This window comes from Metapseudomonas otitidis (assembly GCF_011397855.1).
Lineage (GTDB): Bacteria > Pseudomonadota > Gammaproteobacteria > Pseudomonadales > Pseudomonadaceae > Metapseudomonas > Metapseudomonas otitidis.
Map to the genome: position 1 here is coordinate 1,385,203 of NZ_AP022642.1, position 25,591 is coordinate 1,410,793.

23 protein-coding genes are annotated in these 25,591 nt (G+C 68.6%); 18 read left to right on the top strand and 5 right to left on the bottom strand.

Annotation, left to right across the window (positions count from 1 at the left end; all coding sequences use genetic code 11):
• Positions 1 to 27: 27 nt before the first annotated feature.
• On the top strand, positions 28 to 879 hold the full coding sequence (locus PotMrB4_RS06510) for an ATPase (protein WP_172432822.1): 852 nt from the start codon (positions 28 to 30) through the stop codon (positions 877 to 879).
• A 177-nt stretch (positions 880 to 1,056) separates the two neighbouring features.
• Here the strand turns inward: PotMrB4_RS06510 and PotMrB4_RS06515 are convergent, their stop codons facing one another.
• The 3 genes from PotMrB4_RS06515 to PotMrB4_RS06525 form a co-directional block, all read right to left on the bottom strand.
• Positions 1,057 to 2,106: an alkene reductase gene (locus PotMrB4_RS06515; protein WP_044409422.1), complete on the bottom strand. Its 1,050-nt coding sequence runs from the start codon at positions 2,104 to 2,106 to the stop codon at positions 1,057 to 1,059.
• 15 nt (positions 2,107 to 2,121) lie between these two features.
• Positions 2,122 to 3,285 carry an MFS transporter gene (locus PotMrB4_RS06520; RefSeq protein WP_172432823.1) on the bottom strand — a complete coding sequence of 388 codons (1,164 nt, stop codon included), beginning with the start codon at positions 3,283 to 3,285 and terminating at the stop codon, positions 2,122 to 2,124.
• A gap of 84 nt (positions 3,286 to 3,369) precedes the next feature.
• A complete protein-coding gene (locus tag PotMrB4_RS06525) occupies positions 3,370 to 3,693 on the bottom strand; it encodes an ArsR/SmtB family transcription factor (protein ID WP_044409417.1) in 324 nt (107 codons plus the stop codon).
• A gap of 150 nt (positions 3,694 to 3,843) precedes the next feature.
• On the opposite strand from PotMrB4_RS06525, the gene PotMrB4_RS06530 reads away from it, so the two are divergent.
• Together PotMrB4_RS06530 and PotMrB4_RS06535 are read left to right on the top strand one after the other, a co-directional pair.
• A complete protein-coding gene (locus PotMrB4_RS06530) occupies positions 3,844 to 4,422 on the top strand; it encodes an acyl carrier protein phosphodiesterase (protein ID WP_172432824.1) in 579 nt (192 codons plus the stop codon).
• Positions 4,423 to 4,515: 93 nt separating this feature from the next.
• A complete protein-coding gene (locus tag PotMrB4_RS06535; RefSeq protein WP_044409412.1) occupies positions 4,516 to 5,373 on the top strand; it encodes a universal stress protein in 858 nt (285 codons plus the stop codon).
• A 9-nt stretch (positions 5,374 to 5,382) separates the two neighbouring features.
• Here PotMrB4_RS06535 and PotMrB4_RS06540 read toward each other — a convergent pair whose 3' ends face one another.
• Together PotMrB4_RS06540 and olsB are read right to left on the bottom strand one after the other, a co-directional pair.
• Positions 5,383 to 6,156: a lysophospholipid acyltransferase family protein gene (locus PotMrB4_RS06540; protein WP_074971569.1), complete on the bottom strand. Its 774-nt coding sequence runs from the start codon at positions 6,154 to 6,156 to the stop codon at positions 5,383 to 5,385.
• 4 nt (positions 6,157 to 6,160) lie between these two features.
• Entirely contained in the window at positions 6,161 to 6,931 is a 771-nt protein-coding gene (olsB, locus tag PotMrB4_RS06545; RefSeq protein WP_172432825.1) for an L-ornithine N(alpha)-acyltransferase, read from the bottom strand.
• A 139-nt stretch (positions 6,932 to 7,070) separates the two neighbouring features.
• Here olsB and PotMrB4_RS06550 point away from each other — a divergent pair, with 139 nt between their 5' ends.
• From PotMrB4_RS06550 to PotMrB4_RS06620, 15 genes are all read left to right on the top strand, one after another.
• Positions 7,071 to 7,958: an acyl-CoA dehydrogenase family protein gene (locus tag PotMrB4_RS06550; RefSeq protein WP_172432826.1), complete on the top strand. Its 888-nt coding sequence runs from the start codon at positions 7,071 to 7,073 to the stop codon at positions 7,956 to 7,958.
• Between the two features lie 122 nt (positions 7,959 to 8,080).
• Entirely contained in the window at positions 8,081 to 10,171 is a 2,091-nt protein-coding gene (locus PotMrB4_RS06555; RefSeq protein WP_172432827.1) for a type VI secretion system Vgr family protein, read from the top strand.
• The gene (locus tag PotMrB4_RS06560; RefSeq protein WP_172432828.1) at positions 10,171 to 10,731 is read left to right on the top strand and encodes a DUF4123 domain-containing protein; all 561 of its coding nucleotides are present in this window, start codon (positions 10,171 to 10,173) and stop codon (positions 10,729 to 10,731) included. Before PotMrB4_RS06555 ends, PotMrB4_RS06560 begins: the two co-directional genes overlap by 1 nt.
• Positions 10,728 to 13,586: a toxin VasX gene (locus PotMrB4_RS06565; protein WP_172432829.1), complete on the top strand. Its 2,859-nt coding sequence runs from the start codon at positions 10,728 to 10,730 to the stop codon at positions 13,584 to 13,586. The genes PotMrB4_RS06560 and PotMrB4_RS06565 overlap by 4 nt, the downstream gene beginning before the upstream one ends.
• Positions 13,583 to 14,533 carry a hypothetical protein gene (locus tag PotMrB4_RS28160; RefSeq protein ID WP_232060800.1) on the top strand — a complete coding sequence of 317 codons (951 nt, stop codon included), beginning with the start codon at positions 13,583 to 13,585 and terminating at the stop codon, positions 14,531 to 14,533. Before PotMrB4_RS06565 ends, PotMrB4_RS28160 begins: the two co-directional genes overlap by 4 nt.
• Positions 14,530 to 15,474, top strand: coding sequence for a hypothetical protein (locus tag PotMrB4_RS06575; protein WP_232060801.1), 945 nt, complete (start codon positions 14,530 to 14,532; stop codon positions 15,472 to 15,474). Before PotMrB4_RS28160 ends, PotMrB4_RS06575 begins: the two co-directional genes overlap by 4 nt.
• Before the next feature lie 323 nt (positions 15,475 to 15,797).
• Positions 15,798 to 16,415, top strand: a complete 618-nt coding sequence (locus PotMrB4_RS06580) for a hypothetical protein (RefSeq protein ID WP_172432830.1) — start codon at positions 15,798 to 15,800, stop codon at positions 16,413 to 16,415.
• Between the two features lie 142 nt (positions 16,416 to 16,557).
• Positions 16,558 to 17,343, top strand: coding sequence for an oxygen-binding di-iron domain-containing protein (locus tag PotMrB4_RS06585; RefSeq protein ID WP_044409827.1), 786 nt, complete (start codon positions 16,558 to 16,560; stop codon positions 17,341 to 17,343).
• 224 nt (positions 17,344 to 17,567) lie between these two features.
• The gene (locus tag PotMrB4_RS06590; RefSeq protein ID WP_172432831.1) at positions 17,568 to 18,683 is read left to right on the top strand and encodes a serine hydrolase domain-containing protein; all 1,116 of its coding nucleotides are present in this window, start codon (positions 17,568 to 17,570) and stop codon (positions 18,681 to 18,683) included.
• Positions 18,680 to 19,012, top strand: coding sequence for an amidase (locus tag PotMrB4_RS06595; RefSeq protein ID WP_172432832.1), 333 nt, complete (start codon positions 18,680 to 18,682; stop codon positions 19,010 to 19,012). Before PotMrB4_RS06590 ends, PotMrB4_RS06595 begins: the two co-directional genes overlap by 4 nt.
• A 119-nt stretch (positions 19,013 to 19,131) precedes the next feature.
• Positions 19,132 to 20,334 (top strand): M20 aminoacylase family protein, encoded by a 1,203-nt coding sequence (locus PotMrB4_RS06600; protein ID WP_172432833.1) that lies wholly within the window; start codon positions 19,132 to 19,134, stop codon positions 20,332 to 20,334.
• Between the two features lie 13 nt (positions 20,335 to 20,347).
• Positions 20,348 to 21,682: a citrate-proton symporter gene (locus tag PotMrB4_RS06605; RefSeq protein WP_172432834.1), complete on the top strand. Its 1,335-nt coding sequence runs from the start codon at positions 20,348 to 20,350 to the stop codon at positions 21,680 to 21,682.
• Positions 21,679 to 23,166 (top strand): amidase, encoded by a 1,488-nt coding sequence (locus PotMrB4_RS06610; protein ID WP_172432835.1) that lies wholly within the window; start codon positions 21,679 to 21,681, stop codon positions 23,164 to 23,166. Before PotMrB4_RS06605 ends, PotMrB4_RS06610 begins: the two co-directional genes overlap by 4 nt.
• A gap of 70 nt (positions 23,167 to 23,236) precedes the next feature.
• Positions 23,237 to 24,007, top strand: a complete 771-nt coding sequence (locus PotMrB4_RS06615; protein WP_160482610.1) for an IclR family transcriptional regulator — start codon at positions 23,237 to 23,239, stop codon at positions 24,005 to 24,007.
• 182 nt (positions 24,008 to 24,189) lie between these two features.
• A complete protein-coding gene (locus PotMrB4_RS06620; protein ID WP_172432836.1) occupies positions 24,190 to 25,497 on the top strand; it encodes an OprD family outer membrane porin in 1,308 nt (435 codons plus the stop codon).
• The last annotated feature ends 94 nt before the right edge of the window (positions 25,498 to 25,591 follow it).

Here is a 25,591-nt window from a genome sequence, read left to right on the forward strand (position 1 = left end):
CCTTGCTCCTCCTGCCGAAGGTCAATCATGCGTAACGATGCTCTCGATGAACTGGACGATGTCCCCAGCCTGTCAACCGACGCGCAGGACCGCGACGAGTTCGGCCACCACCCACGCCGTGTCGCCTCCACGCCGGCCCGGGGCGGTCGCACGGGGTACGAGCCCGAAGCCCGAGGCGGCGCCAGCACCGGTCCGCTGTGGGCCCTGCTGGGTGCCACCGTCATTGCCTTCTGTGGCCTCGGCTGGTGGAGCTTCCAGCAGATCTCGATGATGGAGCAGCAACTGGTCGCCACCCAGGAAAGCTTCGCCCGCATCAGCGAAGAGGCCGCCGGGCGCATCAAGGACATCAGCGGCAAGGTCGTTGCCACCGAGTCCAACGTCACCAGCGGCAGCGAGTCCATCAAGCTGGACATCCGCCAGCTGCAATCCCGCCTGGCCGAGGTGGCCAAGCAGCAGCAGGCCCTCAGCGCCCAGCTGGGCAGCCAGGACAAGCGCGTCGAGCAGCTTTCCGGCGACTTCAAGACCCAGAGCGGCTCTGCCGGCCAACTGGACAGCCGCCTGCAGAGCCTGGCCGAAGAACAGGCCCGCCTGAAGGCCGCACAAGGCGACGCCGCCAAGCTGGACGAGCGCATCAAGGCGCTGGCCGGTGAAGTGGAGGCCCTGAAGAAGCAGGGCAACCCCAGCCAGGCCATCAAGAGCCTCGAACAGGACCTGCTGGTCCTGCGCAGCCAGCTGGACAGCCGCCCGGCCCAGGCCCCGGCAGCCGGCGGCGGTGCCAACCAGGCCGAGTTCGACGCCTTCCGCGCGCAGATGACCCGCAACATCAGCACCCTGCAGAGCCAGGTGCAGAACCTGCAGCAGCAGATCAACGCGCGCTGATCCATCACCGCAGTGAACGAGCCCCGCTCCGCAAGGACCGGGGCTTTTTCATGCACGGGCTACGCCGCCCCTGCAAGGGGGACCTGTAGGGGCGAATTCATTCGCCCGCATCTACCCGCCGCCACGAAAAAGCCCCGACCTTGAAGGCCGGGGCTTCGTTCATTGCAGCGTTGCCGCTTACAGGCGCGGGTAGTCGATGTAGCCGACCGGGCCCTTGCCGTAGAAGGTTTCCGGGTGCGGCTCGTTCCAGGGCGCATCCTTCTCCAGGCGGGCCGGCAGGTCCGGGTTGGCGATGAAGGGGATGCCCCAGGCCACGGCGTCGGCCTTGCCTTCGGCGATCCAGGCGTTGGCCTGGTCCTTGGTGAAGCGCTCGTTGGCGATGAACACGCCGCCGAAGGCTTCCTTCAGTTGCGGGGCCAGGCTGTCGTCGGCTTCCTTCTCGCGGGCGCAGATGAAGGCGATGCCGCGCTTGCCCAGTTCACGGGCCACGTAGCCGAAGGTCTCGGCACGGTTGGAGTCGCCCATGTCGTGGGCGTCGGCACGCGGTGCCAGGTGCACACCGACACGGCCGGCGCCCCAGACCTTGATCAGCTCGTCGGTGATCTCCAGCAGCAGGCGCGCGCGGTTCTCCAGGGAGCCGCCGTAGCGGTCGGTGCGGGTGTTGGTGCTGTCCTGCAGGAACTGGTCCACCAGGTAGCCGTTGGCGGCGTGCAGCTCGACACCGTCGAAGCCGGCAGCCAGGGCATTCTCCGCGCCGAGGCGGTAGGCCTCGATGACGTCGGCGATCTCCTCGGTCTCCAGCGCGCGGGGCACCGGGTAGTCACGCAGCGGGCGCAGCAGGCTGACGTGGCCCTTGGCAGCGATGGCGCTGGGGGCCACCGGAGCTTCGCCGTCCAGGTAGCTCGGGTCGGAGATGCGGCCCACGTGCCACAGCTGCAGGACGATCTTGCCGCCGTTGGCGTGCACGGCCTTGGTCACGTTGCTCCAGCCCTTGACCTGATCGTCGTTCCAGATGCCGGGGGTGTCGGGGTAGCCGACGCCCATCGGGGTCACGGCGGTGGCCTCGCTGATGATCAGGCCGGCGGACGCGCGCTGGCTGTAGTACTCGGCCATCAGCGCGTTGGGCACGCGGCCTTCGTCGGCGCGGCAGCGGGTCAGGGGGGCCATGATGATGCGGTTGGCCAGTTCCAGGTCGCCCACTTTGATCGGATCGAACAATGTTGCCATTTTGAACACCTCGTCTTAGTCGAGAGCGGTTTCCAGCTCGGGTTTGCGTTGGCTGAAGGTCAGCAGGGTGGCGACCAGCGCCAGGATGGCGAGTACGGCAGCGGCGAGCGGCACGCGGGTCAGACCCAGGCCCTGCTCGATCACCACGCCACCGACCCAGGCGCCCAGGGCGTTGCCCACGTTGAAGGCGCCGATATTGAGGGTGGAGACCAGGTTCGGCGCACCGGCGCCGAACGCCACCACGTTCACCTGCAGGGCCGGCACGGCCGCGAAGGCGGCGGTGGCCCAGAGGAACAGGGTGATCTCCATGGGAATCAGGTACGGGCTGGCCAGGTGCACCACGGTGGAGGTGACGGCCAGGGCGATGAACACGCCCATCAGCGTCTGTGCCAGCTTCCAGTCGGCCAGGCGGCCGCCGATGAAGTTGCCCAGGGTCAGGCCCAGGCCGATCAGCAGCAACGTGCCGGTCACGCCGCGTGGCGACACCCCGGTGATCTCGCCCAGCAGCGGCGCCACGTAGGTGAAGATGCAGAACACCGCCGCCGAGAACAGCACCGTGGTCGACAGCGCCAGCCACAGCCCGGCACCGCGCAGAGCGGCCAGCTCGGCGCGCATGTCGGCGGCTTCTTCGTCATCCTGGCGTGGCAGCACGCGCCACAGCCCGATGAAGGCCGCCACGCCGATCAGCGTCACCGCCCAGAAGGTCGAGCGCCAGCCCGCCACCTGGCCCAGCGCGGTACCCAGGGGCACGCCCAGCACGTTGGCCAGGGTCAGCCCGGTGAACATCAGCGCCACCGCCGACGCCTTGCGGTTCGGCGGTACCAGGCTGGCGGCCACCACCGAGCCGATGCCGAAGAAGGCCCCGTGGCAGAGCGCCGTCACCACCCGCGCCAGCATCAGCAGGTCGTAGTTCAGTGCCGTGGCGCACAGCAGGTTGCCGAGGATGAAGATCGCCATCAGCGCCAGCATTGCCGCCTTGCGAGGGAAGCGCGCCGTGGCCATGGCCATGAACGGCGCACCGACCGCCACGCCCAGGGCGTAGCCGGTCACTAGCCAGCCGGCGACGGGGATGCTCACGGACAGGTCCGTGGCGACATCGGGCAGCAGGCCCATGATCACGAATTCAGTGGTGCCGATGGCGAATGCGGACAAAGCCAGGACGAGAAGCGCGGTTGGCATGGGCCAGCTCCTGAGTGAATGGGGGCAGGTGGCAAAGGGGCCGGGGTGAGCCCGCCGGGCGGGACTCTTGATCGGGTACTGCGGTCAGAGTTCGGTGCTCATCCGCTGCAGGAACGCCTCGATTACGGCCTCGTTGCGCTTGAAGAAGTTCCACTGGCCGATGCGCCGGCTGGTCACCAGGCCAGCCTTCTGCAACGTGGTCAGGTGGGCCGATACGGTGGACTGGGAGAGCCCGGTGCGCTGGTCGAACTTGCCGGCGCACACGCCGATCTCGAACGGGTGGTCCTGCTCGACGAAGTAGCGCTCCGGCTCCTTCAGCCACAGCAGCATGTCGCGCCGTACCGGGTGGGCGAGGGCCTTGAGGATCTCGCCCAGGTCGATGTCGAGGCTGTCGGGGGTGTCGGTCATGGCCGTCTCCACCAGTCATATCGGAATGGAGCGAACTATATATCGGGCAAAAACGATACGGGATCGTTTCCCACGATAGTCATCATCAGCCCGGCTGATGGGCATGCGCCGACACAACGGAGTTTTTCAGCAGCCTGCTAAGCTGGCGCGATGAATTACCTCGCCCACCTCCACCTCGGCGGCCCCGCGCCCCACCAGCTGCTCGGCAGCCTCTACGGCGACTTCGTCAAAGGGCCGCTGGACGGCCGTTGGCCCCAGGCCATCGAGGCCGGCATTCGCCTGCACCGGCGCATCGACCTGTTCACCGACACCCACCCGCTGGTGCGGGACGCCCGCGCCCTGTTCCCGGCGGCCCGGCGGCGGGTGTCCGGCATCCTGCTGGACCTGTTTTTCGACCACTGCCTGGCCCGCGATTGGGCCGACTATGCCGAGGTGCCGCTGCCCGCCTTCACCGGCCAGGTCTACCGGGTGCTGGCCGACCAGGCGGCGCTGCCCGGTGCCTTGGCCCGCATCGCCCCGCGTATGGCCGAGCAGGACTGGCTCGGCAGCTACCGCGACTTCGACACCCTGGCAGCCGTGGTGGGTGGCATGAGCCGCCGCCTGTCCCGGCCCGAGCTGCTGGCCGGCGGCTTCGATGAACTGGCCGAGCGCTACCAGCCCCTGAACGATCACTTCCGGCGCTTCTACCCCGAGCTGCAGCGCTTCGCCGCCCAGGCCGGCATGGCTTGACCTGCATCAAGCCCCGGCAGCGGATCGGGGCGTGCAATGCGTGGACCCCGGACCGCCCCGGCCCGGCCTGACGAGAACAGTGGAGGTGCTCCGATGAAAGCGCTGCTCCTGGCGACCGACCTGTCCAACCGCTCCGAACGTGCCCTGCGTCGTGCCGCCCAACTGGTGCGGCAGTTCCGTTGCCCCTGGACGGTGCTGCACGTGGTGGATGCCGACCAGCCCCAGGCCTTGGCCAGCGCCTGGAGCGCCCAGGTCCACGAGGCCCTCGCCTCGCACCTGGGCGAGATCGCTGAACTGGCGGGCGCCGCCCCGGCGCTGCGCGTCGAAGTGGGCGACCCGGCCGAGCGCATCGTCGACTTCGCCCGCAGCCAGGGCTTCGACCTGCTGGTGATGGGCTGCCACCGGCGCAACGCCCTGCGCGACGTGTTCGTCGGCACCACCCTGGAGCGCGTGCTGCGCACCGGGGACACACCGGTGCTGGTGGTCAACCGCGAGACCGACGGGCACTACCACGACATCCTCGTCGGCCTCGACCTCTCGCCCTGTTCGGCTCGCGCGGCCCAGGCGGCTCGTGAACTGGGGATTCTGGAGCTGGCCCGCAGCCGTGCGCTCTACGCCTTCGAGCCCTTCGCCCGGCTCACCCTGCTGGGTGCCGGGCTGTCCGACAGCGCCCTGGAGGACCATGAACAACGCGAAGCCGTGGCGGCCCGTTCGGCCCTGGCGCAGTTCCTTGGTGAGCAGGGGCTGCTGGGCGTGTTCAGCCAGCATTCGGCGGAGGAGGGATTGCCCATCACCGTGCTGCGCCATGCACTGCAGCAGGCCGAACCGGACCTGCTGGTGCTGGGCACGCGGGGCATGAGCGGGGTCAAGCGGGCATTGATCGGCAGCGTGGCGGACGCCGCCCTGCGGGAGTTCGATTGCGACATGCTGGTGGTGCCGCCCGCCCGCTGAGGCAGCGGCTCAGGCCGCCAGTTCGTCGGACGGGGCTTCACCGAACAGCGCCACCTGCACCGCCTGCTGGGCCTCGCGGGCCAGGGCGTTGCGGTGGCGACCGCTGCTGGGGATGGGTGTCAGCAGGCGGATCTCCACCTCGCTGCACGGGCTGCGCAGCAGGCGTACCAGGTGGGACACCAGGTCATCCTCGCCAATGAACGGCGCCACGCTGTCCCGCTCGCCATCGCGCAGGTAGCGGATCGCCACCGGCTGCACCGCCACTCCGGTCTCGCAGGCGCTGGTCAGCAGGCGGCCATGGAAGGTGCGCACCAGGCTGCCATCGGTGGTGGTGCCTTCCGGGAAGATCACCAGGTTGCGGCCCAGCCCCAGGTGCCGGCCCAGTTGCTGCCCCACCAGGTTGCTCTCCCCCGAACCACGGCGGATGAACAGCGTCCCGGCCTTGTGCGCCAGCCAGCCGGCCACCGGCCAGGCGCGCACCTCCGCCTTGGACAGGAAGGACAGCGGCGCGAGCATGCCCAGCAGCGGGATGTCGGTCCACGACACATGGTTGCTGACCCACAGCATCGGCACCGTCGGCACCTCGCCTTCCACGCGGACCCGGAAGGGCAGGGCGCCGGCCAGGCGCGCCAGGAACCAGCGGGTCAGGCGCTGCCGGCGCGGCATCAGGTCCCGTCCCCGGGCCAGCCGTTCCAGCACCACCACCCCGCTCGCCAGCAGCAGGCCGAGGCCGATCACCGCCAGCAGGCGTAGCACCCGCAGGTAGAAGCGCAGCCCGGCCACGGCGTCAGACCGCCGCCTTGAAGTGGCGGGCGTAGCGCGGGCACAGCTCGTCGCGCTTGAGCAGGATGAACACGTCGGCGACCTGGAAGTCCGGGTCCCAGCACGGCTCGCCGCAGATCTTCGCCCCCAGGCGCATGTAGGCCTTCAGCAGCGGCGGCATCTCCGCGATCACGTTGCTCGGCAGCTCCAGCGCCGGCAGCGGGGTGCGCGGCTCGGCACGCAGGTGCTCGGTGCACAGGTAGCGTTCGCGCAGGCGCTGCATGATGGCCTGGGCCTGGATGCCGCCGTCCTGCATGGGGATGCTCGCGCAGCCCATCAGGTAGCGGTAGCCGCCCTCGTTGAGCACCTCTGCCAGCTCGCTCCAGAGCACCGCGATGGTGCCGCCGTTGCGGTAGGCCGCATCGACGCAGGTGCGGCCGATTTCCAGTACCGGGCCCTGCAGCTCGCCCAGGCCTTCGAGGCGGAACTCCTCTTCGCTGTAGAAGCGGCCGATGTCGTGGGCGGCCTGGTGGTCCAGCAGGCGGGTGGTGGCCACCAGCTCACCGCTGTCCAGGTCGCGCACACCGATGTGCTGGCAGTGCGGGTCGAAGTCATCCATGTCGAGGCCGAATTCGGCGCCCTTGAGCTTGGCATCGAACTCCGCGCTGAACACCCGGTAGCGCAGGGCCTGGGCTTCACGCAGGGCAGCCACCCCGCTGAGGCGCTCGGCCTGCAGGCGGCGTGGGCTCTTGTCGCCGCGTGCGGCGTTGTCGCGGGTGATAGCGATCTGAGTCATGAGTAAGCCTCCATTTGGGCCGGCTAGATCCCGGTTGCAGCCGGACGATCTTGTTGTGCAAGCTCAGGCTAGGCAGACCCGGTGTCACCTCCGTGACGTTTCCGTGATGCTTGAATGACAGCCCCCAAGGAGACCGCCCATGACCTGGCAACGCCTGCTCGAGACCCGTGACCGCCTGCCCGCGCAGCCTCTCGAAGAGTGGTACGGCAGCCTGCTGGAGCGCCTGGGTGAGGCCACGCCCTTCGAACTCGCCATCCTCGGCGGGCGCCTCGCCGCCACCCCGGGGCTGGCCTTCCTCGCGGGCTACCAGGGCGCGCTGCGCCTGCTCTGGCCCTCCGCTCCGCGCAGCCTCGGCGCCCTCTGCGTGACCGAAGCGCGCAGCGTGCGCCCGGCGGACATGCAGGTCCGCCTCGACGGGCTCAGCCTCAATGGCCGCAAGGACTTCGTCACCGCCGCCGACGCCGCCGACTGGCTGCTGGTGGCCGCCCGCGAGGAAGCCGACGGCGAAGCCCCGCGCCTGGCCCTCACCGTGGTGCGCAACGGCGCGCCCGGCGTGCGCATCGAACCCCTGCCGGCGCTGCCGCTGATGCCCGACATCCCCCACGCCCGCCTGCACCTGGACGGCGCCCATTGCGAGCGCCTCGCCGGGGACGGCTGGGATGCCTACGTCAAACCCTTCCGCAGCCTGGAAGACCTCCACGTCCTCGCCGCCCTCAGCGCCTGGCTGCTGGGTGTCGGCCAGGACAGCGGCTGGCCGCCGGCCCTGCGCATGCGCCTGCTGGGGCTGCTGGCCGGCGCCGCCGAAGTGGCCCGGCTGTGCGCCACCAGCCCGGTGATGCACGTCATGCTGGCCGGCCTCTTCGCCGAGTTCGACGGCCTGCGCAGCGAACTGGACGCCGCCTTCGCCAGCGGCCCCGGGCCATGGGCAACGCTCTGGACGCGCGACCAGGGCCTGCTGGCCATCGCCGGCGCCGCACGCGCCACGCGCTTGGCCAAGGCGCGGGAGGCACTGGGGTGGGTGGATTGAACCCGGGCGGTTGACACCGTCCAGTGGCGCGGCCGTACACGGCTATCGGAAGCGCCTGATGGAATCGCCCTTGCCCAACCCGGCAGGCTCCGTCCTCCCAGTTCCAATGGACGGAGCCCCGCATGTTCAACCCCGCCAACCAGGCGCACTTCAGCCTCGACATCGAAGGCGCCAACCCTGACTTCAAGGTCCTCGCCTTCACCGGCCACGAAGCCCTCAACCAGCCCTTCCGTTTCGACATCGAACTGGTCAGCGAGCGCAGCCGCCTCGACCTCGAAAGCCTTCTGCACAAACCCGCCTTTCTCGCCTTCACCCCCGACGGGCGCGGCGTGCATGGGCAGGTCTTCGGCATCGCCGTCGGCGAGATCGGCAACCGCCTCACCCACTACCACCTGACCCTCGTCCCGCGCCTCGCCTACCTCGCCCTGCGCCACAACCAGCGCATCTTCCAGCACCTGAGCGTCCCGCAGATCATTGGCCAGGTCCTCGAAGACCACGGCATCCTCGCCGACGCCTACCGCTTCCGCCTCGGCCCCAAGGCCCCGCCGCCCCGGGACTACTGCACCCAGTACGACGAAAGCGACCTGCACTTCATCAGCCGCCTCTGCGAAGAAGAGGGCCTGCACTTCCACTTCGAGCACCAGAGCGACAGCCACCTGCTGGTCTTCGGCGAAGACGCCAGCGCCTTCCCCAAACTCGGCCGCCCCGTCGCCTACGTCGCCAACACCGGCCAGGTCGCCGACGAACCCGTCATCAAACGCTTCGGCCTGCGGATGGAAGCCCGCACCCTGCGCGTCACCCGCCGCGACTACTTCTTCGAAAAGCCCAGGCTGCTGATGGAAGCCGCCCACACCCCCCAGGACGACCTCCCCCAGCCCGACCTCGAAGACTACGACTACCCCGGCCGCTTCACCGAACGCGACCGGGGCCGCCGCCTCGCACGGCAGGCCCAGGAACGCCACCGCCGCGACTACCGACTCGCCGAAGGCGACAGCGACGAACCGCGCCTGGTCAGTGGCCACCTCCTCAGCCTCACCGACCACCCCAAGCACGAGTGGAACGACCTCTGGCTGATCACCGCCCTCCACCACGAAGGCAAGCAGCCCCAAGTGCTGGAAGAGTTCGCCAGCCTCGACAGCGCCATCGACACTCTTACGGGTAACGCCGCTCCCAACGGCGACTTCAAACAGGGCTACCGCAACCGCTTCCAGGCCATCCCCTGGGACGTCCCCGCCCGCCCTGACCTCAACCACCCCAAGCCCCGAGTCCTCGGCAGCCAGACCGCCGTCGTCACCGGTCCAAAGGGCGAAGAAATCCACTGCGACCGCCACGGCCGCATCAAGGTCCAGTTCCACTGGGACCGCGAAGGCCAGGCCGACGAGCACACCAGCTGCTGGCTCCGCGTCGCCAGCAGCTGGGCCGGCAACGCCTACGGCGCCATCGCCATCCCTCGCATCGGCATGGAAGTGCTCGTCACCTTCCTCGAAGGCGACCCCGACCAACCCCTCGTCACCGGCTGCCTCTACCACGGCGTCCACCAGCCGCCCTACGAACTGCCCGCGAACAAGACCCGCACCCTGCTCAAGACCGACAGCAGCCCCGGCGGCGGGGGCTACAACGAACTGCGCATCGAAGACCGCAAGGGCCAGGAACAGATCTACATCCACGCCCAGCGGGACTGGGACGAGAACATCGAACACGACCAGAAGATCCGCGTCGGCCACCAGCGCCACGACCGCGTCGAAGGCAGCGTCTACAGCGAATTCTTCGGCGAGCAGCACCACACCCTGCACAAGGACCGCAAGACCGAACTGAAGCTGGATGACCACCTCACCATCGGAAACGAGCAGCACATCCAACTGGGCAGCGGGCAGTTCGTCGAAGCAGGGCAGGAGATCCACTACTACGCCGGCGACAAGGTCGTCATCGACGCCGGCATGGAGCTCACCGCCAGCGGCGGCGGCAGTTTCCTCAAGCTCGACCCGGGCGGCGTCACCTTCAGCGGCGCCACCATCAACCTGAACTCAGGGGGCGCGGCAGGGGAGGGCTCAGGTGCCCGGCCCATCCTGCCGGGCGCGGTGAAGCCGGCGGACAAGGACAAGGCCGGCATCACCCTGGAGGCCCTGGCCAAGCAACGGCGGGTATTCCTCCAGGCCAGCACGGGCATCTGTGAGGTCTGCGAAGCGGCCAAGCGCGCCAGGGAGGCCAAATGATGGACAGCGGATTCCTGCTCTTCGACGGCGCCTCCCACCGGCAGGCGCTGGTCTGGCTGTGCCAGAACTTTCCCGAACACAGCCCGCGCCCCCTGTTGCAAGGCACCCCGTACGAACCGCTGGCGGCAATCGGCCCCATCCTGCTGCAGGCCGATGCCGGCACTCCGCTGAATGACGCCTGGCAGGCCGGCCAGCCCGAGCTTGAACAGGCCGTCTGGCTCAGGAGCGAGCTGCCCCTGGTCGCCTTGCGAGAGAGCCTGCGTCGGCGTTTACGCATCCTGGCGCCGGATGGCCGCGTGTTCTGGCTGCGGCTGGCCGATGCACGCCCGCTGCGCCAGGCATGGCGCAGCCAGGTCCAGTGGCCGACGGGGTTCTGGCATGGCGTGAGCGAGGTCTGGCTGCGCGACGGGGAGGCCCCGATCCTGGCCTGGCACAACCCCCATCCCCAACTGGATGCGACCCAGCCCGGCCCACCGCTCGAAGCCCAGATCACCCTGGATTGGCCACTGCTCGACGCACTGGCTCAACCCGAACCCCACCCGCAGGACGCACCCGCATGAACGCCCCCGCCACCCAACCCAGCCGTCTCCAGCCCGCCACCTGCCCCTTGCTGGCCGCCGTATTGCCGCTGCGTTATGCCATCGGCCCCATCGAGACGCGCAACCCCTCCACCCTGGACGCCGCCACCCTGGGGCTGCCCGCCCTCAACGGCAACTTCCCGGAGATGGGCCCCGAGCATGCCTCGCTCAAGGATCGTCCCCTGGGCTACGTCCCCCGTGCGCTGCGCGATGGCTGGTTGTACGTCTGGGAAGACAGCCTCAAGGCACTCAGCGAATACCGGGTGGACGCCGCCATGCTGAAACCGACCGCACGCGGCACCCCCGCACCGGACACCACCACCCGTGCCTACCTGATGCTGGAGGCGGGTGCACTGGTGCTGATGGCCTGGTCCCCCATCCGCTGGAGTGCCGACGTCTTCGCGGAGCTGGAGAGCCAGCCCGCCAAGCGCCAACGCATGATGCGCAGCCTGACCCCCGGCGTGGCGCCCTTCAGTGGCAGCGTCCAGGCCATGCACGGGCAGATCGGCGACCTGAAGACCGAGCACTACACCTGGAGCATCGCCGCCAGAAAGGCCAGCTACTGGCTGCTGCAAGACCCGCCCCTCAAACCCATGCAGCGCTGCGAGCAGCAGCACTTCGCCCTGGTCGACGATCCCTGGGGCGTACTGGGTGACCTGGCCGCCCTGGTGCGCGAGCGCCGCATCGCCTTCACCAAGCTCAACAAACACCGCAACGACGAGTGGGCCACGGCCGAACTGATCCAATCCGTAGCCGACAGCGACGAAGTCATCCGCAGCAACCTCGCCTCCATGATCGACGTGCCCCAGCTGCAGAAGGTTCTGAAGCAGCCGGCCCTGGCGCTGGACGCCCTCGATGCCGACCTGCGGCGCCTGACGGAGTGCTGGGCCCGCTGGTTCGAGACCCTGGAAGGCGGCATGCCGTCGCACCTGGACTCCGCCTGCGCCATGTTCGACCTGACCCAGCCCGATCAGCGCGACCTGCTGGAAATCCACTTCGCCTGCAGTTGCCTGGGCCCCTCCGCCACCCCGCTGGGGGTGAAGACCCTGGAGCGGGAGCTGGACGCTGCCCAACCGAGGGAGCAGCCCTGGTTGCTGTGGTCGTTGCTGGGGGCCACCCGCAAGATCGACCCCGGCACCCTGAAGCAAGCCTTGCACCTGCCGGAAGCCCTCGCCGACGTGACCGACGCCCCTGGCGCCGCCGCTCGTGTCGCCAGGGCGACAGCCTTCGCCACGGCCGTCAACCTCGCTGCCGATCAGGTGCAGGCGTTGAATCCGGCGCGCGGTGGGGAGCCCCTGTTCGCCGTGCTCTCACCCAGCCTCGGCGGGCGCCTGCGCAGCCTGAGTGAACAGATCCACCCTCTGGCGTACAACCTCATGACCGCCATGCTGGTACGCAGCGCCCAGCGCCTGGAGGTGGACAGCCTGAGCCGAGTGGATGCGATCGGCTGGCTCAACGAGCAGATCGACCAGGCCCACAACAAGGGCCAACTGCGCCGCCTCAAGAAGCAACTGGAGAAGGAGATCCGCAACCAGGCGCGTGCCGCCCGCGAGGCCGTCGGCCTTTCAACCCCCGCCAAAAGCCCCACGGCGACCCAGGTCGAGGAGGCCATTCCGCATCTCCGTGTCGTACCGGCCCCAGAAGCGGCCCCGCCCCATCCCTCACCCGGCTATGGCAGCGACGCCCCGCGCGCGCCCGGCAAGCCCGGCACAACGCTGCCGCCCCTGAGCGGAAAAGCCGCGCGCCTCTCACTGGGGGTGCCTCGAAATATCAGCGAACTGCTGAACGAGGCGCCCTTGAAGACATTGATTGCGTTTGTGTCGGTTTGGAATTTGGCGGCGGTGGCAACGCAGGCCTGGAATGAGACATCCACGAAGAGCGTTATTTCGGCTGTTGGTGCTGTGACGGCTACGGCAACTGCATCTGCGGCAGTTCTGCAGCAACTTGCTGACGTTCGTTGGGAGCAGCATGTAGGTAGTGCCAGTAAGCTCGACGTCAAGGCTCAGGAGTACTTGGCACGCGCATTGGGCCTGGGAGCCGGAGCTATGCGGCTGCAAGCCATCACCGCAGGCTTGGATGTGTTCATCTACGGCTGGCAAGCGCTGGATGCTTACCAGGCTGGCGACCTGGATACTGCGGCAGTCAGCCTGGGGCTGGTTGGAGCCAACCTTGCTTACGCCCACGTCTCGTTGCGAGCCATGCGCGCCTTGCGCCTGGCTCGCACAGCAGTACTCGCCGGTGAGTCGGCGGCCCTGTCTACCGGTATCCGCGTGTTGTCCCTGCCCCTGCGCCTGAGTCTGGTGGGGCTGGTTGGCACCATCCTGATCGGCATGGTCTCCCTGCTCTACACAAAAGACACCCCGCTGGAAAGCTGGCTCAAGCAGACCCGTTTCGGTATCCGCCCTGCGGACTGGTCCGGCAGCCTCACCGGTACCCTCGAGGCCTTCTGGCGCATCATCTTGCCTGTCAGCCTGATTCTGGAACGCAGGCAGGGCCTCAACACGCGGGGCCAATGGGTGAATGAAATGGCCCTGGTGCTGCACCTGCCCGGCCAGAGCGAGTACCAACCGGGCATGGTCACCTTCGATGGCTATGAAGAATGGGAGGACCTGAGCATCAACAGGCGTTGGTGTGTCCCGCTGGTATGGGAGCGGGACGATCCCATTCCCTTCGATACACAGATCTGCACGCCCTACGACAGGCAGGATGCCGGCGGCGTCTGGCTGCGCCGTGCCTACCACAATCGCCTCGACAGAATCGTCGCCATCCGCGGCAGCCTCACCTACTACCCCGCTGAAGGGCTGAGCCTGCCGGCCATCGACATTGAAGTGAAATGACCATGCCTGACACGACACCGATCACCTTCGTCCGGCGCTTTACCCAAGTGCCGGACAGCCGACTGCTCCAGGCTGATAAGTCCACCGAGGCACAGCTTATGTGCATGCCCGAAGTGGAGGAACAGACCGAGCGCTACCTGAGCCTTGAGCACGGGGAAAGTGTGGATCGGGGGGGCTGGACCGGGGCGTTGGGTGGGGTGGGGGGCGCTTTTTTGTTCTTCTTTGCGCTGTCTATTTTGATAGATGGCCGCACCGAAATCGCTCTCAACCTCTTCTTGGTTGCGCTTGCGTGTGTTCTGGTCCCTTTCATCTTTGAAGTGCGCCAGCCCATGCCCCTGCCTATCCTGCTCAACCGCCGCACCCGAGAGCTGTACTTCGAGCAGGACGGCGAGCTGTACCACACCCCCTGGGACGGCATTGCTGCTGCAGCCTATCCCTTCGAAACTGTGGGGCTCTATACCGGTGGCATGCGCCATGCCGCACTGGAAGTGCTGCTACACCGCTACGGCCACCCGGAGGAGCAGGTGGTGATCAACCTGGGGTCGCCCATTGGCAAGAGCCTGGAGATGCAGTTGGGCTTTTGGGAGTACCTGCGGGCCTATATGGATAACGGCCCCTGGTTCGATGAACACGGCAGGCCCAGCGAATCGCCCGCGTTCAACCAGAGCCTGTTGGAGGTGCGCAAGCGGCGAGGGCATTGGACTCGCCTTCAGTGGCGAGACATCAAGGAGCAGTATGTTGCTCATGGTGCGCTCAGCTATCTCAATCTCTCAGACGTGGCGCTTTTGCTGGGGGGCATGATGTTTGCGCCATTCAACGCCCTGCAGAACTTCACCTACGCCATCGCCAAACGCCGTGCTCGCAGCCAATGGCCGGCCCTGGTCCGCGAGCGCCTGCGGGCCGATGGCCCCACCAGTCGGCTGGTGGATCTGGAGCAGCAGGCGTGACGACAGAGGCTGCCGGCGCCTTTGCCCAGCGCTTCGCTCAAGTGGCCGACAGCCGCTTGCTCCAGGCTGATAAGCCCACTGGGGCACTGCTCATGTGCATGCCCGAAGTGGAAGAGCAGACCGAGCACTATCTGAGCCTTGAGCATGGGGAGAGTGCGGACAGAGGGATGTGGACCGGGGCGTTGGGTGAAGGTGCAGTGTTTTTTGGGCTGATCGCGATTGTGCCCCTGCTGCTAGACGGTGACATGCAATGGGCCAGCCGACTGGCTTTGTTTACGTACCCTCCCGTGCTAGCGGTATTTCTGTGGGAAATCCTCCAACCCATGCCCCTTCCGATCCTGCTCAACCGCCGCACCCGAGAGCTGTACTTCGAGCAGGACGGCGAGCTGTACCACACCCCCTGGGATGGCATCGCCGCTGCGGCTTACCCCTTTGACACCGTCGGGCTGTACACCGGCGGCATGCGCCATGCCGCACTGGAAGTGCTGCTGCACCGCTACGGCCACCCCGAGGAGCAGGTGGTGATCAACCTGGGCTCGCCCATCGGCAAGAGCCTGGAGATGCAGTTGGGCTTTTGGGAGTACCTGCGGGCTTACATGGAGCATGGTCCCTGGTTCGATGAGCAGGGGCAGCGCAGTGATACGCCAGAGCGTGTGGACGAGCTGCGAGAGGTGCGCAGCAGCAAAGGCCAATCGGTTCGCTTGTACTGGGGCCTGATCAAGGCGGAGTACCACGCCAACAATGGACGCAATTTCCTCAGTTACGCCGACACTGTTCTGCTGCTGGGCAGCATTCTGTTGCTGCCGATGCGCACATTGCAAAACCTCACCTGTGCCGTCGCCAAACGCCGGGCCCGCACCCAATGGCCGGCCTTGGTCCGCGAGCGCCTGCGGGCCGATGGCCCCACCAGCCGGCTGGTGGATCTGGAGCAGCAGGCATGACGGCCGAGGCTGCCCGCATGTTTACCCGACGCTTCGCCCAAGTGCCTGACAGTCGCCTGCTCCAGTCCGACCAGCCCACGCACGCATCGCTCATGTGCATGCCCGAGGTGGAAGAACAGACTGAGCACTACCTGAGCCTTGAGCACGGCGAGAGTGCAGATCGGGGGATGTGGACCGGGGCGTTGGGGGGAGGCGTGCTACTGATATTTGGAGGCTTCTCAATAGCTTTTTTCTTGGATGGCAGAACTGGGCCAGGGTGGGCGTGTTTAGCCTTGATTAGTGTGGCCCTGCTAGTGCCTTTCCTACTGGAAATCTTCCGCCCAATGCCCCTGCCGATCCTGCTTAACCGTCGCACCCGCGAGCTGTACTTCGAGCAGGACGGCGAGCTGTACCACACCCCCTGGGACGGCATCGCTGCTGCGGCCTATCCCTTCGATACCGTGGGGTTGTACACCGGCGGCATGCGCCATACCGCGCTGGAAGTGCTGCTGCACCGCTACGGCCACCCTGAGGAGCAGGTGGTGATCAACCTGGGCTCGCCCATCAGCAAGAGCCTGGAGATGCAGTTGGGCTTCTGGGAGTACCTGCGGACTTACATGGATAACGGGCCCTGGTTCAATGAACACGGCAGGCACAGCGAGTCGCCCGAGTTCAACCAGAGTCTGTTGGAGGTACGTAAGACGCGCGGGCAGTGGACCCGCCTGCACTGGGGCATCCTGACGCGCGAGTACAAGGCCAAGCAGGGGCGGAACTTCCTGGGCTATGACGACGTGATGCTGATCCTGCTAAGCGCCTTGTTTGCCCCTATGAATGCGCTGCAAAACTTCACCTACGCCATCGCCAAACGCCGCGCCCGCACCCAATGGCCGGCCCTGGTCCGCGAGCGCCTGCGGGCCGATGGCCCCACCAGTCGACTGGTGGATCTGGAGCAGCACCCCTAAGCCCCTCGGCTGTCGCGGATTGCGACGCAGCGCGCCTCCCTGCGACCTTTGCTCCCTTGACGAAGGGGGCGCTTGACACAGATCAGTACGCCCGGACAAGGGGCTCCGCATGCTGTGCGCCGCAACCGAATCCGAGGTGTCCATGCGCCGTGAACCCATCGTGCTGTTCGACAACGGCACCCACCAATGCATGCTGTTCGACGATCTGGTCAGTGGGGACGGCATCCAGTCCAACCAGTTCCTGATCACCGACCATGACCAGTACCTGCTGCTCGATCCGGGCGGCGACCTGACCTACACCCCGCTGTCGCTGGAGCTGTCCAAGCACATCCCGGTGCAGGACCTGACCTACATCTTCGCCTCCCACCAGGACCCGGACATCATCGCGTCCCTGGACAAGTGGCTGCTGCACACCCGCGCCAAGGTGGTCTGCTCCAAGCTCTGGGCGCGCTTCCTGCCGCACCTGACCGCCAACTACCTGGCCATCAGCCATGGCATCTCCACCTACGACCGCATCATCGCGCTGCCTGACCGTGGCCAGTCGATCCCGCTCGGCCGTTGCAACCTCAAGGCGGTGCCGGCGCACTTCCTGCACTCGGTGGGCAACTTCCAACTGTACGACCCGGTGAGCAAGATCCTCTTCTCCGGCGACATGGGCGCGTCCATGACCGAAGACGCCTCCCCGGTGCGCGACTTCACCAACCATGTGCCGGAGATGGAAGGCTTCCACCGGCGCTACATGGCCGGCAACAAGGCCTGCCGCCTGTGGGCCGCGATGGTCCGTGGCATGGACCTGGAGATGATCGTGCCGCAGCACGGCCGTCCCTTCGTCGGCAAGGAAATGATCAGCGCCTTCCTCTACTGGATCGAGAACCTCGACTGCGGCCTCGACCTGATGGGCCCCGAGGACTACCAGCTGCCTCGCTGACAGCCCGAGGCGAACGCACCTGCAGCAGGTTCGCGTTCGCCAGGCGCGCACACGGAAACCGGCCGGAAGCCTGCGCCTCCCGCCGGTTTTTTTGCGGGATCGCCCACGCCGTGGTACTGCCCCGAAGTTGTCTGGAATGGCCACCTTTCGCGGCGCGTTCGGCGCTTTTGACTGTCATCAACCCGTGCTAGGGTCGGCCTCTTCCTACAACAAGAGGCCTGCCGATGCCCATGTCCCTGCTCCGCGCCCTGTGCCTGGCCCTTGGCCTTGCCGCCGTGCTGCCCGCCCAGGCGGAACGCTGGCCCGATCCTGACTGGACGACCACCCCCGCCGCCAGCAGCCCCGCCCTCGACGCCTTCGAGCGCTACGCCTTTCCCGCCCGTGACGATGCCCAGCGCCAGGGCGTGCGCAGCGACGCGGTGGTGGTGATCCGCGATGGCGAGCTGGTCTACGAACGCTATGCCGGCCCCACCCAGGCGCAGACGCCGCACCTCACCTGGTCGGTGAGCAAGAGCCTGCTGGCCGCCACCCTGGGTGTGGCCTTTGGCGAGGGGCGCTTCAAGCTGGACGACCCGGTCGCCCGCCACTACCCCGCCTTCGCCAGCCACCCCGGCGTGCAGGTGCAGCACCTGCTGCACTGGGCCTCCGGCCTGGCCTGGCAGGAGGACTACGAATACGCCCCGCTCAAGTCCTCCGTAGTGGCCATGCTCTACACCCGAGGCCGTGGCGACATGGCCGCCTTCGCCGCCGAGCACCCGCTGGACGCCGTGCCCGGCAAGCGCTTCCGCTACTCCAGCGGCGACAGCAACGTGCTCTCCGCCGCCCTGCGCGGCATGGTGGGCGAGGCCGCCTACCCGGACTACCCCTGGACCGCGCTGTTCGAGCCCCTCGGCATCCGCTCCGCCGTGTGGGAGCGGGACGCCGCCGGCACCTTCGTCGGCTCCTCCTACGCCTACCTCAGCGCCCGTGACCTGGCCCGGGTCGGCCTGCTCATGCAGCGCAACGGTCGCTGGGGCGAGCGGCAACTGCTGCCCGCCGAGTGGGTGGCCTTCAACCGCACGCCCTTCGCCGACTACCGGCCGGACCCGAAACAGCCCGGCGAAGCCGTCCCCGGCGGGCACTGGTGGCTCAACCGCGTGGTGGAGGGCGCGCCGAAGCCCTGGCCGCACGCCCCGGAAGACGCCTTTGCCGCCCTCGGCCACTGGGGCCAGGCGCTCTACGTGCTGCCCACCGAGAAGCTGGTGATCGTGCGCTACGCCGACGACCGCGACGGCACCTACCAGCACGATCGCTTCCTCGAACTGGCCCTGGCCGCCTTCGCCCCGGAGGTGAAGCCATGATCCGCCGCCGTCCCGTGCTCAGCGTCCTCGTCCTGCTGCTGCTCCTGCTCGCCGGCCTGGCCTGGCACAACCGCGTCCACCTGCAGGCCTTCCCCGGCATCATCAGCGCCTACACCGCCAAGGAGTACTGCTCCTGCCGCTACGTGATGCACAACGCGGCGGACTACTGCCAGGGCTACGTGAAGCAGTACGTGCCCATCAGCGGCTTCCTCGACGATGCCGCCGGCAAGCGCGTGACCGCCCGTGGCCTGGGGCGCAACAACACCGCTGCCTGGCTCGGCGAGCGCCAGGGCTGCCAGTTGCTGGCGGAGCCCGACCCGCTGCCCTGAGGCCGCGCGCTCGGGTTCCACCCTGTGGAACCACCTTCGATTGTTCTCCTCCGCCCCGCGCGGTTAGCTGGAGACCGACCGCCCCGGGCGGTCTCCACCGGACGAGGAGAACAACAACAATGACCCGCTTCGCTCCCATCCAGGCCTGGCTCGACGACATCGCCGATGAGCTGCGTGCCTTGCGACACGACATCCACGCCCACCCCGAGCTCGGCTTCGAGGAGCACCGTACCGCCGAGCTGGTGGCGCGCCTGCTGCGCGGCTGGGGCTACGAAGTGCACACCGGCATCGGCCGCACCGGCGTGGTCGGTGTGCTGCGCCGTGGCCGGGGTACGGCGCGGCTCGGCCTGCGGGCCGACATGGACGCACTGCCCATCCACGAGGCCGGCGCGGCCGCCCACATCAGCCGCCATGCCGGCTGCATGCACGCCTGCGGGCACGACGGCCACACCGTGATGCTGCTGGGCGCCGCCCGCTACCTGGCCCAGGCCGGACGCTTCGACGGCACCCTCAACTTGATCTTCCAGCCCGCCGAGGAAGGGCAGGGCGGCGCCCTGGCCATGCTGGAGGACGGCCTGCTGGAGCGCTTCCCCTGCGATGCCCTGTTCGGCATGCACAACATGCCGGGCCTGCCGGCCGGGCAACTGGCCTTCCGCGCCGGGCCGGTGATGGCCTCCCAGGACCTGCTGGAGGTCACCCTCGAAGGCGTCGGCGGGCACGGCTCCATGCCGCACCTGTGCGTTGACCCGCTGGTGGCCGGTGCCGACATCGTCATGGCCCTGCAGACTGTGGTGGCCCGCCACATCGATGCGCAACAGGCGGCGGTGGTCAGCATCGGTGCCTTCCAGGCCGGCGAGGCGGCCAACGTCATCCCGCAGACGGCCCGCCTGCGCCTGAGCCTGCGTGCGCTGGACCCGGCGGTGCGCGAGCGCCAGCTGCAGCGGGTGATGGCGATCATCCGTGGCCACGCCGCCAGCCATGGCTGCCAGGTGCAGATCGAACACCGGCCGGCCTACCCGGTCACCGTCAACCACCCCGCCGAGACTGCCTTCGCCCGGCGTGTCGCCCTCGACCTGGCCGGTGCCGACGCCGTGCAGGACGCGCCCACCCTCATGGGCAGCGAGGACTTCGGCTGGATGCTGCAGCGCTGCCCCGGCAGCTACCTGATGATCGGCAACGGTGACGGGCCGATGGTCCATAACCCCGCCTACGACTTCAACGACGCCATCCTCCCGAGGGGTGCCGCCTACTGGGCCGCCCTGGCCGAATCCTGGCTGCAGGTGACGCCCGTGCGCCTCGCCGAACCCGCCGCCCACGCCTGACCCGGAGACCGCCATGAAACCATCCGCCAGCGGCGCCTCGCGCAGCCGCCAGGTGACGGCTGCCGTCATCGGAAACGCACTGGAGTGGTACGACTTCATCGTCTACGGCTTCCTTTCCAGCATCATCGCCCGGCTGTTCTTCCCCTCGGACGACGAGTACGCCTCGCTGCTGATGGCCCTGGCCACCTTCGGCGTCGGCTTCTTCATGCGCCCGGTGGGCGGCATCCTCCTGGGCCTCTACGCCGACCGCCGGGGGCGCAAGGCGGCCATGCAGCTGATCATCCTGCTGATGACCGTCTCCATCGCCATGATCGCCCTGGCCCCCGACTACGCCGCCATCGGCCTCGGCGCGCCGCTGCTGATCGTGGTGGCGCGGATGCTCCAGGGATTTGCCACCGGCGGCGAATACGGCAGCGCCACGGCCTTCCTGGTGGAGAGCGCCCCGGCCCATCGGCGCGGGCTGTATGGCGCCTGGCAGCTGTTCGGCCAGTGCCTGGCGGTGTTCGCCGGCTCCGGCATGGGCGCCCTGGTCACCCACGGGCTCTCGCCCGAGGCGCTGGATGCCTGGGGGTGGCGGGTGCCCTTCCTGGTGGGCCTGTTGATCGGCCCGGTGGGGCTGTGGATGCGCCGGCACATGGCCGAGACCGAAGCCTTCCTGGAGGCCCGTGACACCCAGCGCGGCGAGCACATCGGCTTCGGTCGCATGCTGCGGGAGAACGGCCGGGCCGTGCTGGTCACCCTCGGCTGCACCATCAGCGGCACCGTGGCCTTCTACGTGGTGCTGGTGAACATGCCCACCTTCGCCCACAAGCAGCTGGGGCTGCCGCTGGACCAGGTGTTCATGGTGCAGATGGCCGCCGTGGCCTGGATGACCCTGGTGATCCCCCTGGCGGGGCACCTGTCCGACCAGGTCGGGCGGCGCCCGGTGCTGCTGGTGGGCACCTTCGCCTTCCTGGTGATGGTCTACCCGCTGTTCAGCTGGGTGGCGACCGCGCCCGGCCTCGGCCGCCTGCTGGTGATGCAGCTGCTGCTGTGCAGCGCCATCGGCAGCATCTACGGCCCCGGGCCCACCGCCAGCGCCGAGCAGTTCCCGGCGGCGGTGCGCTCCACCGGGCTGGCGCTGTCGAACAACCTGGGGGTGATGCTGTTCGGCGGGTTCGCCCCCTTCATCGTCACCTGGCTTACCCAGACCACCGGTGACCCGGTGGCACCCGCCTACTATGTGGTCTTCGCCGCCAGCCTCGGCCTGGTCGCCAACTGGCACCTGCGCGAAGGCGCTCCTGCCGCCCTGGCGCGCCGTGCCCGCCGGCATTCCCTGTCCCAGCCCACCCGGAGCCTTGCCGAATGAGCCTGACCCGAACCCCCGCACCTGCCCGTTCCCTGCGCGAGGAGATCGTCGCCCTGGATGCCCTGCCGCTGTCCGAGGCCATCCGCACCCGTCAGGTGGCCTGCCGCGAGGTGATGCAGGCCTACCTGGAGCACATCCACGCCCTCAACCCGGTGGTCAACGCCCTGGTTGACCTGCAGCCCGAGGAGCGCCTGCTGGCCGAGGCGGAGCAGCGCGACCGGCAACTGGCCAACGGGCAATGGCTGGGCTGGATGCATGGCATGCCCCAGGCGCCGAAGGACCTGGCCGCCACCGCCGGCCTGCGCACCAGCCTCGGCTCCCCACTGTTCGCCGACCAGGTGACCCGCCACGACGCCTACGTGGTGGCCCGCGCCCGGGCGGCCGGGGCGCTGTTCATCGGGCGCAGCAACACCCCCGAGTTCGGCCTCGGCTCGCACACCTACAACCCGGTACACGGCACCACCGGTAACGCCTACGACCCCAGCCGCAGTGCCGGCGGCAGCAGCGGCGGGGCGGCGGTGGCGCTGGCCCTGCGCCTGCTGCCGGTGGCCGACGGCAGCGACATGATGGGCTCGCTGCGCAACCCGGCGGCCTTCAACAACGTCTACGGCCTGCGCCCGTCCCTGGGGCGGGTGCCCTTCGGCCCGACCCCGGAGCTGTTCGTCCAGCAATTGGCCACCGAAGGGCCGATGGGCCGCAGCGTGGCCGACGTCGCCGCGCTGTTGCGTACCCAGGCCGGACCGGCGGCGGGCGTGCCCCTGGCGCAGTTGTCCAGCCAGGACCTGGAGGGCCCGCTGGAGCGGGACTTCACCGGCACCCGCATCGGCTGGCTTGGCGACCTGGGTGGCCACCTGCCCATGGAGGCGGGGCTTCTGGCGCTGTGCGAGGCCGGGCTGGCGGACTTCCGCGCCCTGGGCTGCGAGGTGGAGCCGGTGGTGCCGGATTACGATCCGGAGCGGCTCTGGCGCTGCTGGTGCGTGCACCGCCACTGGCTGGTGGCCGGCAGCCTGGGGTCGCTGTACGCCGACCCGGCGCGGCGCGCGCGGCTCAAGCCGGAAGCCTGCTGGGAGGTGGAGGGTGGCCTGGGCCTCAGCGCCGAGGCGGTGCACCAGGCCTCGGTGGACCGCAGCGACTGGTACCGCGTGGTGACGGCGCTGTTCGAGCGTTACGACTTCCTGCTGCTGCCCAGCGCCCAGGTGTTCCCTTTCGACTCGGCCCAGCCCTGGCCCACCGAGGTGGCCGGCCGCGCCATGGACAGCTACCACCGCTGGATGGAGGTGGTGATCGGCGTGAGCCTCGCGGGCCTGCCGGCCATGAGCGTGCCGGTGGGCTTCGGCGAGGCCGGGCTGCCCATGGGCGTGCAACTGATCGGCCCGGCGCGCGCCGACCTGGCGGTGCTGCAACTGGCCCATGCCCACGAGCAACAGACCCGCTGGGTGGCGCGGCGCCCGCCCGCGTTGCTGGGCTGGCCATCCGCCAACTGAGCGATCACGGGCTGGCCAAGGCCCGTATCTTGCTGGCGCCTGTCATCGCCATGGGGGAGGGGAGGCGGGTATGCAAACACGAGAAGACAGCGGCACGGTGCGCTCGGTGGAGCGCGCCTTGGGCATCCTCGAACTGCTGGGCGCCCATGACGCCCTGGGGTTGGAGGAGCTGCACTACCTCACCGGCCTGCCCAAGGCCACGGTGTCGCGCCTGTTGCACACCCTGCAGGAGCAGGGCTGGCTGTACCGGGGGCTGTGCGACCGGCGCTACCGGCTCACCGCCGAGCGCCTGTTCGGCGACCCGCAGCAGCGCTTCCTCCGGCAACTGGTGGAGCGCGCCTCGCCGCTGCTCAGCGAGCTGGCCGAGCGCACCGGCCTGGTGGCGGACCTGTCGTTCTTCGACGGCGACGACCTGCTGGTGGTGGAAAGCGCCGTGCCCCAGGTGCTGCGTCGGCGCTATCCGAACAACCGCCTGGTGGTGGGGCTCAAGGCCAGCCTGCACCAGTCGGCCATGGGCAAGGCCTGCGTCGCTGCCCTGGAGCCCACCGACCTGGAGCGCCTCGCCGCACGCCACGGCCTGCCCGGCGAGGCGCTGCAGCGGGTCCATGAACAGGCCCACCGCCAGGGCTATGGCGAGCGCACCGAGGGCAGCTGGGAATATGCCGTGCGCCTGCCCTTCCTGATCCGCGCCGTGGCCCTGCCGGTGCGGCGCCAGGGGCGGGTGGTGGGCAGCGTCGCCCTGCACTGGCCCCGCGACCAGGACAGCGTCGAGCGGGTCAGCGGCCAGCACCTGCAGGACCTCGCCGGCACCGTCGACCTGTTGCAGGGCCGGCTGGCCTAGGCCGCCGGCCCACCCTCCCGCCGGGCAGGCCTGCCCGGCTTCCTGTCGCCTGCACCATCGCCCGCCCGCCATTCCACCCGGTGGAACCCATTTCGATTGCCCGTCGGGGGCGGCCGCCCACAATGGGCATGCCTGTCCGGACAGCCTCACCTTTCATCCAGAACAACAAGAAGGACAACGAGATGAACCTGCGAGAGAAAGGCCTCGCCGGGCTGCTGTGCCTGGCGTCCGGCTGGGCGTGCCATGCCGAACCCTTCATCGACGACAGCCGCACGTCGCTGCGCTACAGCCAGTTCTACTGGAAGGAGAACGACGGCGGCGAGGTCGGCCCCAACCGCGACGAATGGGTGCAGGCCGCCCTGTTCAGCTTCAACTCCGGCTGGTACCGCGACCTGTTCGGCGTGGACTACGCCTACGGCCTGGCCGATGCGCTGCACGTGGGCCACGAGGCCACCAGCATCAGCAACCTGGAAGCCGGGCGCAGCGTGCAGTCGCCCCACGGCATCGCCAAGCCGGTGGAGGCCTACCTGCGCGGGCGGCTCCCGGTGGCCGACGGCTACCTGCAACTGGGGCTCGGCAAGAAGAGCCGGCGCTACGGGCAGTACTACGACGACCCCTTCAGCCGCATCCTGCCGCCCTCCACCCTGGGGACGGACCTGGAGTGGCGCGCCGAGGGCCGCGCCCTGCGCTACAGCCGGCTCACCGGCTTCAGTGCGCGCAACGAGTCGGGCTGGTCCGACACCCTGCGCAACTTCCGTGGCCAGCGCATCGAGGCACTGCACCTGGTGGCCGTGGAGTGGACGTTGCCCACCACCAGCCGCCTGACCGCCGAGTACAGCCTGGCCGAGGACTACCTCAAGGTCGGCTCCATCAAGCTGGAGCACAGCCTGGCCCTGGGGGATGAGCGCTTCATCGACCTCGCGGGCACCCTCGGCGCCCAGCAGGACGCCGGGCGCCTGTTCGAGCACGAGGGCGTGCGCGGCCTGTTCGAGGCGGAGCGGCAGCACCGGGCGCGCTACACCGACCTGTCGCTGAAGTACCGCACGCCCACCTATACCCTGGGGGCGGCCTACAACCGGGTGCGGGGTGGCGACTTCGACCGCCCGTTCTTCCGCCAGGACCACGGCACCTGGAACAGCAGCGCCAAGCTGTTCTACTACTTCGGCGCCGAGGACGAGGCCATGGTCAAGCTCATGGCCGGGATGGACTTCAGCGCCTTCGGCCTGCCCCAGCTGCGGCTGGACAGCCACTACGCCTTCTCCGACCACGCCGCCGGCTACCGCGACTTCTCCCGGCGGGAGTTCCAGAGCCTGCTGCAGTACCGCTTCGACGGGCCGCTCAAGGGGCTCAGCCTGGCCTGGCTGCACAACCGCTTCCACACCGAAGGCGTGCCCGACGGGGTGGACCGCCGGCAGGCCTCGCGCGGGCCGGCGGGCATCATCACCCACCACGCCGAACGTTTGTACCTGAACTACGTCTATAGCTTCTGATCCGAAGGACAGGCCGGCCCTCGCCCTGCTGGCGACGGGCCGGCGACCCTGGTTTGCAGGTGCGCTGGCCGGCGGTTTAAGGTGGCGCCGATTT

Coding starts and splice junctions, on each gene's coding strand:
- PotMrB4_RS06510 (WP_172432822.1), top strand. CDS start 28: ATGCGTAACGATGCTCTCGATGAACTGGACGATGTCCCCAGCCTGTCA.
- PotMrB4_RS06515 (WP_044409422.1), bottom strand. CDS start 2,106: ATGGCAACATTGTTCGATCCGATCAAAGTGGGCGACCTGGAACTGGCC.
- PotMrB4_RS06520 (WP_172432823.1), bottom strand. CDS start 3,285: ATGCCAACCGCGCTTCTCGTCCTGGCTTTGTCCGCATTCGCCATCGGC.
- PotMrB4_RS06525 (WP_044409417.1), bottom strand. CDS start 3,693: ATGACCGACACCCCCGACAGCCTCGACATCGACCTGGGCGAGATCCTC.
- PotMrB4_RS06530 (WP_172432824.1), top strand. CDS start 3,844: ATGAATTACCTCGCCCACCTCCACCTCGGCGGCCCCGCGCCCCACCAG.
- PotMrB4_RS06535 (WP_044409412.1), top strand. CDS start 4,516: ATGAAAGCGCTGCTCCTGGCGACCGACCTGTCCAACCGCTCCGAACGT.
- olsB (WP_172432825.1), bottom strand. CDS start 6,931: ATGACTCAGATCGCTATCACCCGCGACAACGCCGCACGCGGCGACAAG.
- PotMrB4_RS06550 (WP_172432826.1), top strand. CDS start 7,071: ATGACCTGGCAACGCCTGCTCGAGACCCGTGACCGCCTGCCCGCGCAG.
- PotMrB4_RS06555 (WP_172432827.1), top strand. CDS start 8,081: ATGTTCAACCCCGCCAACCAGGCGCACTTCAGCCTCGACATCGAAGGC.
- PotMrB4_RS06560 (WP_172432828.1), top strand. CDS start 10,171: ATGGACAGCGGATTCCTGCTCTTCGACGGCGCCTCCCACCGGCAGGCG.
- PotMrB4_RS06565 (WP_172432829.1), top strand. CDS start 10,728: ATGAACGCCCCCGCCACCCAACCCAGCCGTCTCCAGCCCGCCACCTGC.
- PotMrB4_RS28160 (WP_232060800.1), top strand. CDS start 13,583: ATGACCATGCCTGACACGACACCGATCACCTTCGTCCGGCGCTTTACC.
- PotMrB4_RS06580 (WP_172432830.1), top strand. CDS start 15,798: ATGCCCCTGCCGATCCTGCTTAACCGTCGCACCCGCGAGCTGTACTTC.
- PotMrB4_RS06585 (WP_044409827.1), top strand. CDS start 16,558: ATGCGCCGTGAACCCATCGTGCTGTTCGACAACGGCACCCACCAATGC.
- PotMrB4_RS06590 (WP_172432831.1), top strand. CDS start 17,568: ATGCCCATGTCCCTGCTCCGCGCCCTGTGCCTGGCCCTTGGCCTTGCC.
- PotMrB4_RS06595 (WP_172432832.1), top strand. CDS start 18,680: ATGATCCGCCGCCGTCCCGTGCTCAGCGTCCTCGTCCTGCTGCTGCTC.
- PotMrB4_RS06600 (WP_172432833.1), top strand. CDS start 19,132: ATGACCCGCTTCGCTCCCATCCAGGCCTGGCTCGACGACATCGCCGAT.
- PotMrB4_RS06605 (WP_172432834.1), top strand. CDS start 20,348: ATGAAACCATCCGCCAGCGGCGCCTCGCGCAGCCGCCAGGTGACGGCT.
- PotMrB4_RS06610 (WP_172432835.1), top strand. CDS start 21,679: ATGAGCCTGACCCGAACCCCCGCACCTGCCCGTTCCCTGCGCGAGGAG.
- PotMrB4_RS06615 (WP_160482610.1), top strand. CDS start 23,237: ATGCAAACACGAGAAGACAGCGGCACGGTGCGCTCGGTGGAGCGCGCC.
- PotMrB4_RS06620 (WP_172432836.1), top strand. CDS start 24,190: ATGAACCTGCGAGAGAAAGGCCTCGCCGGGCTGCTGTGCCTGGCGTCC.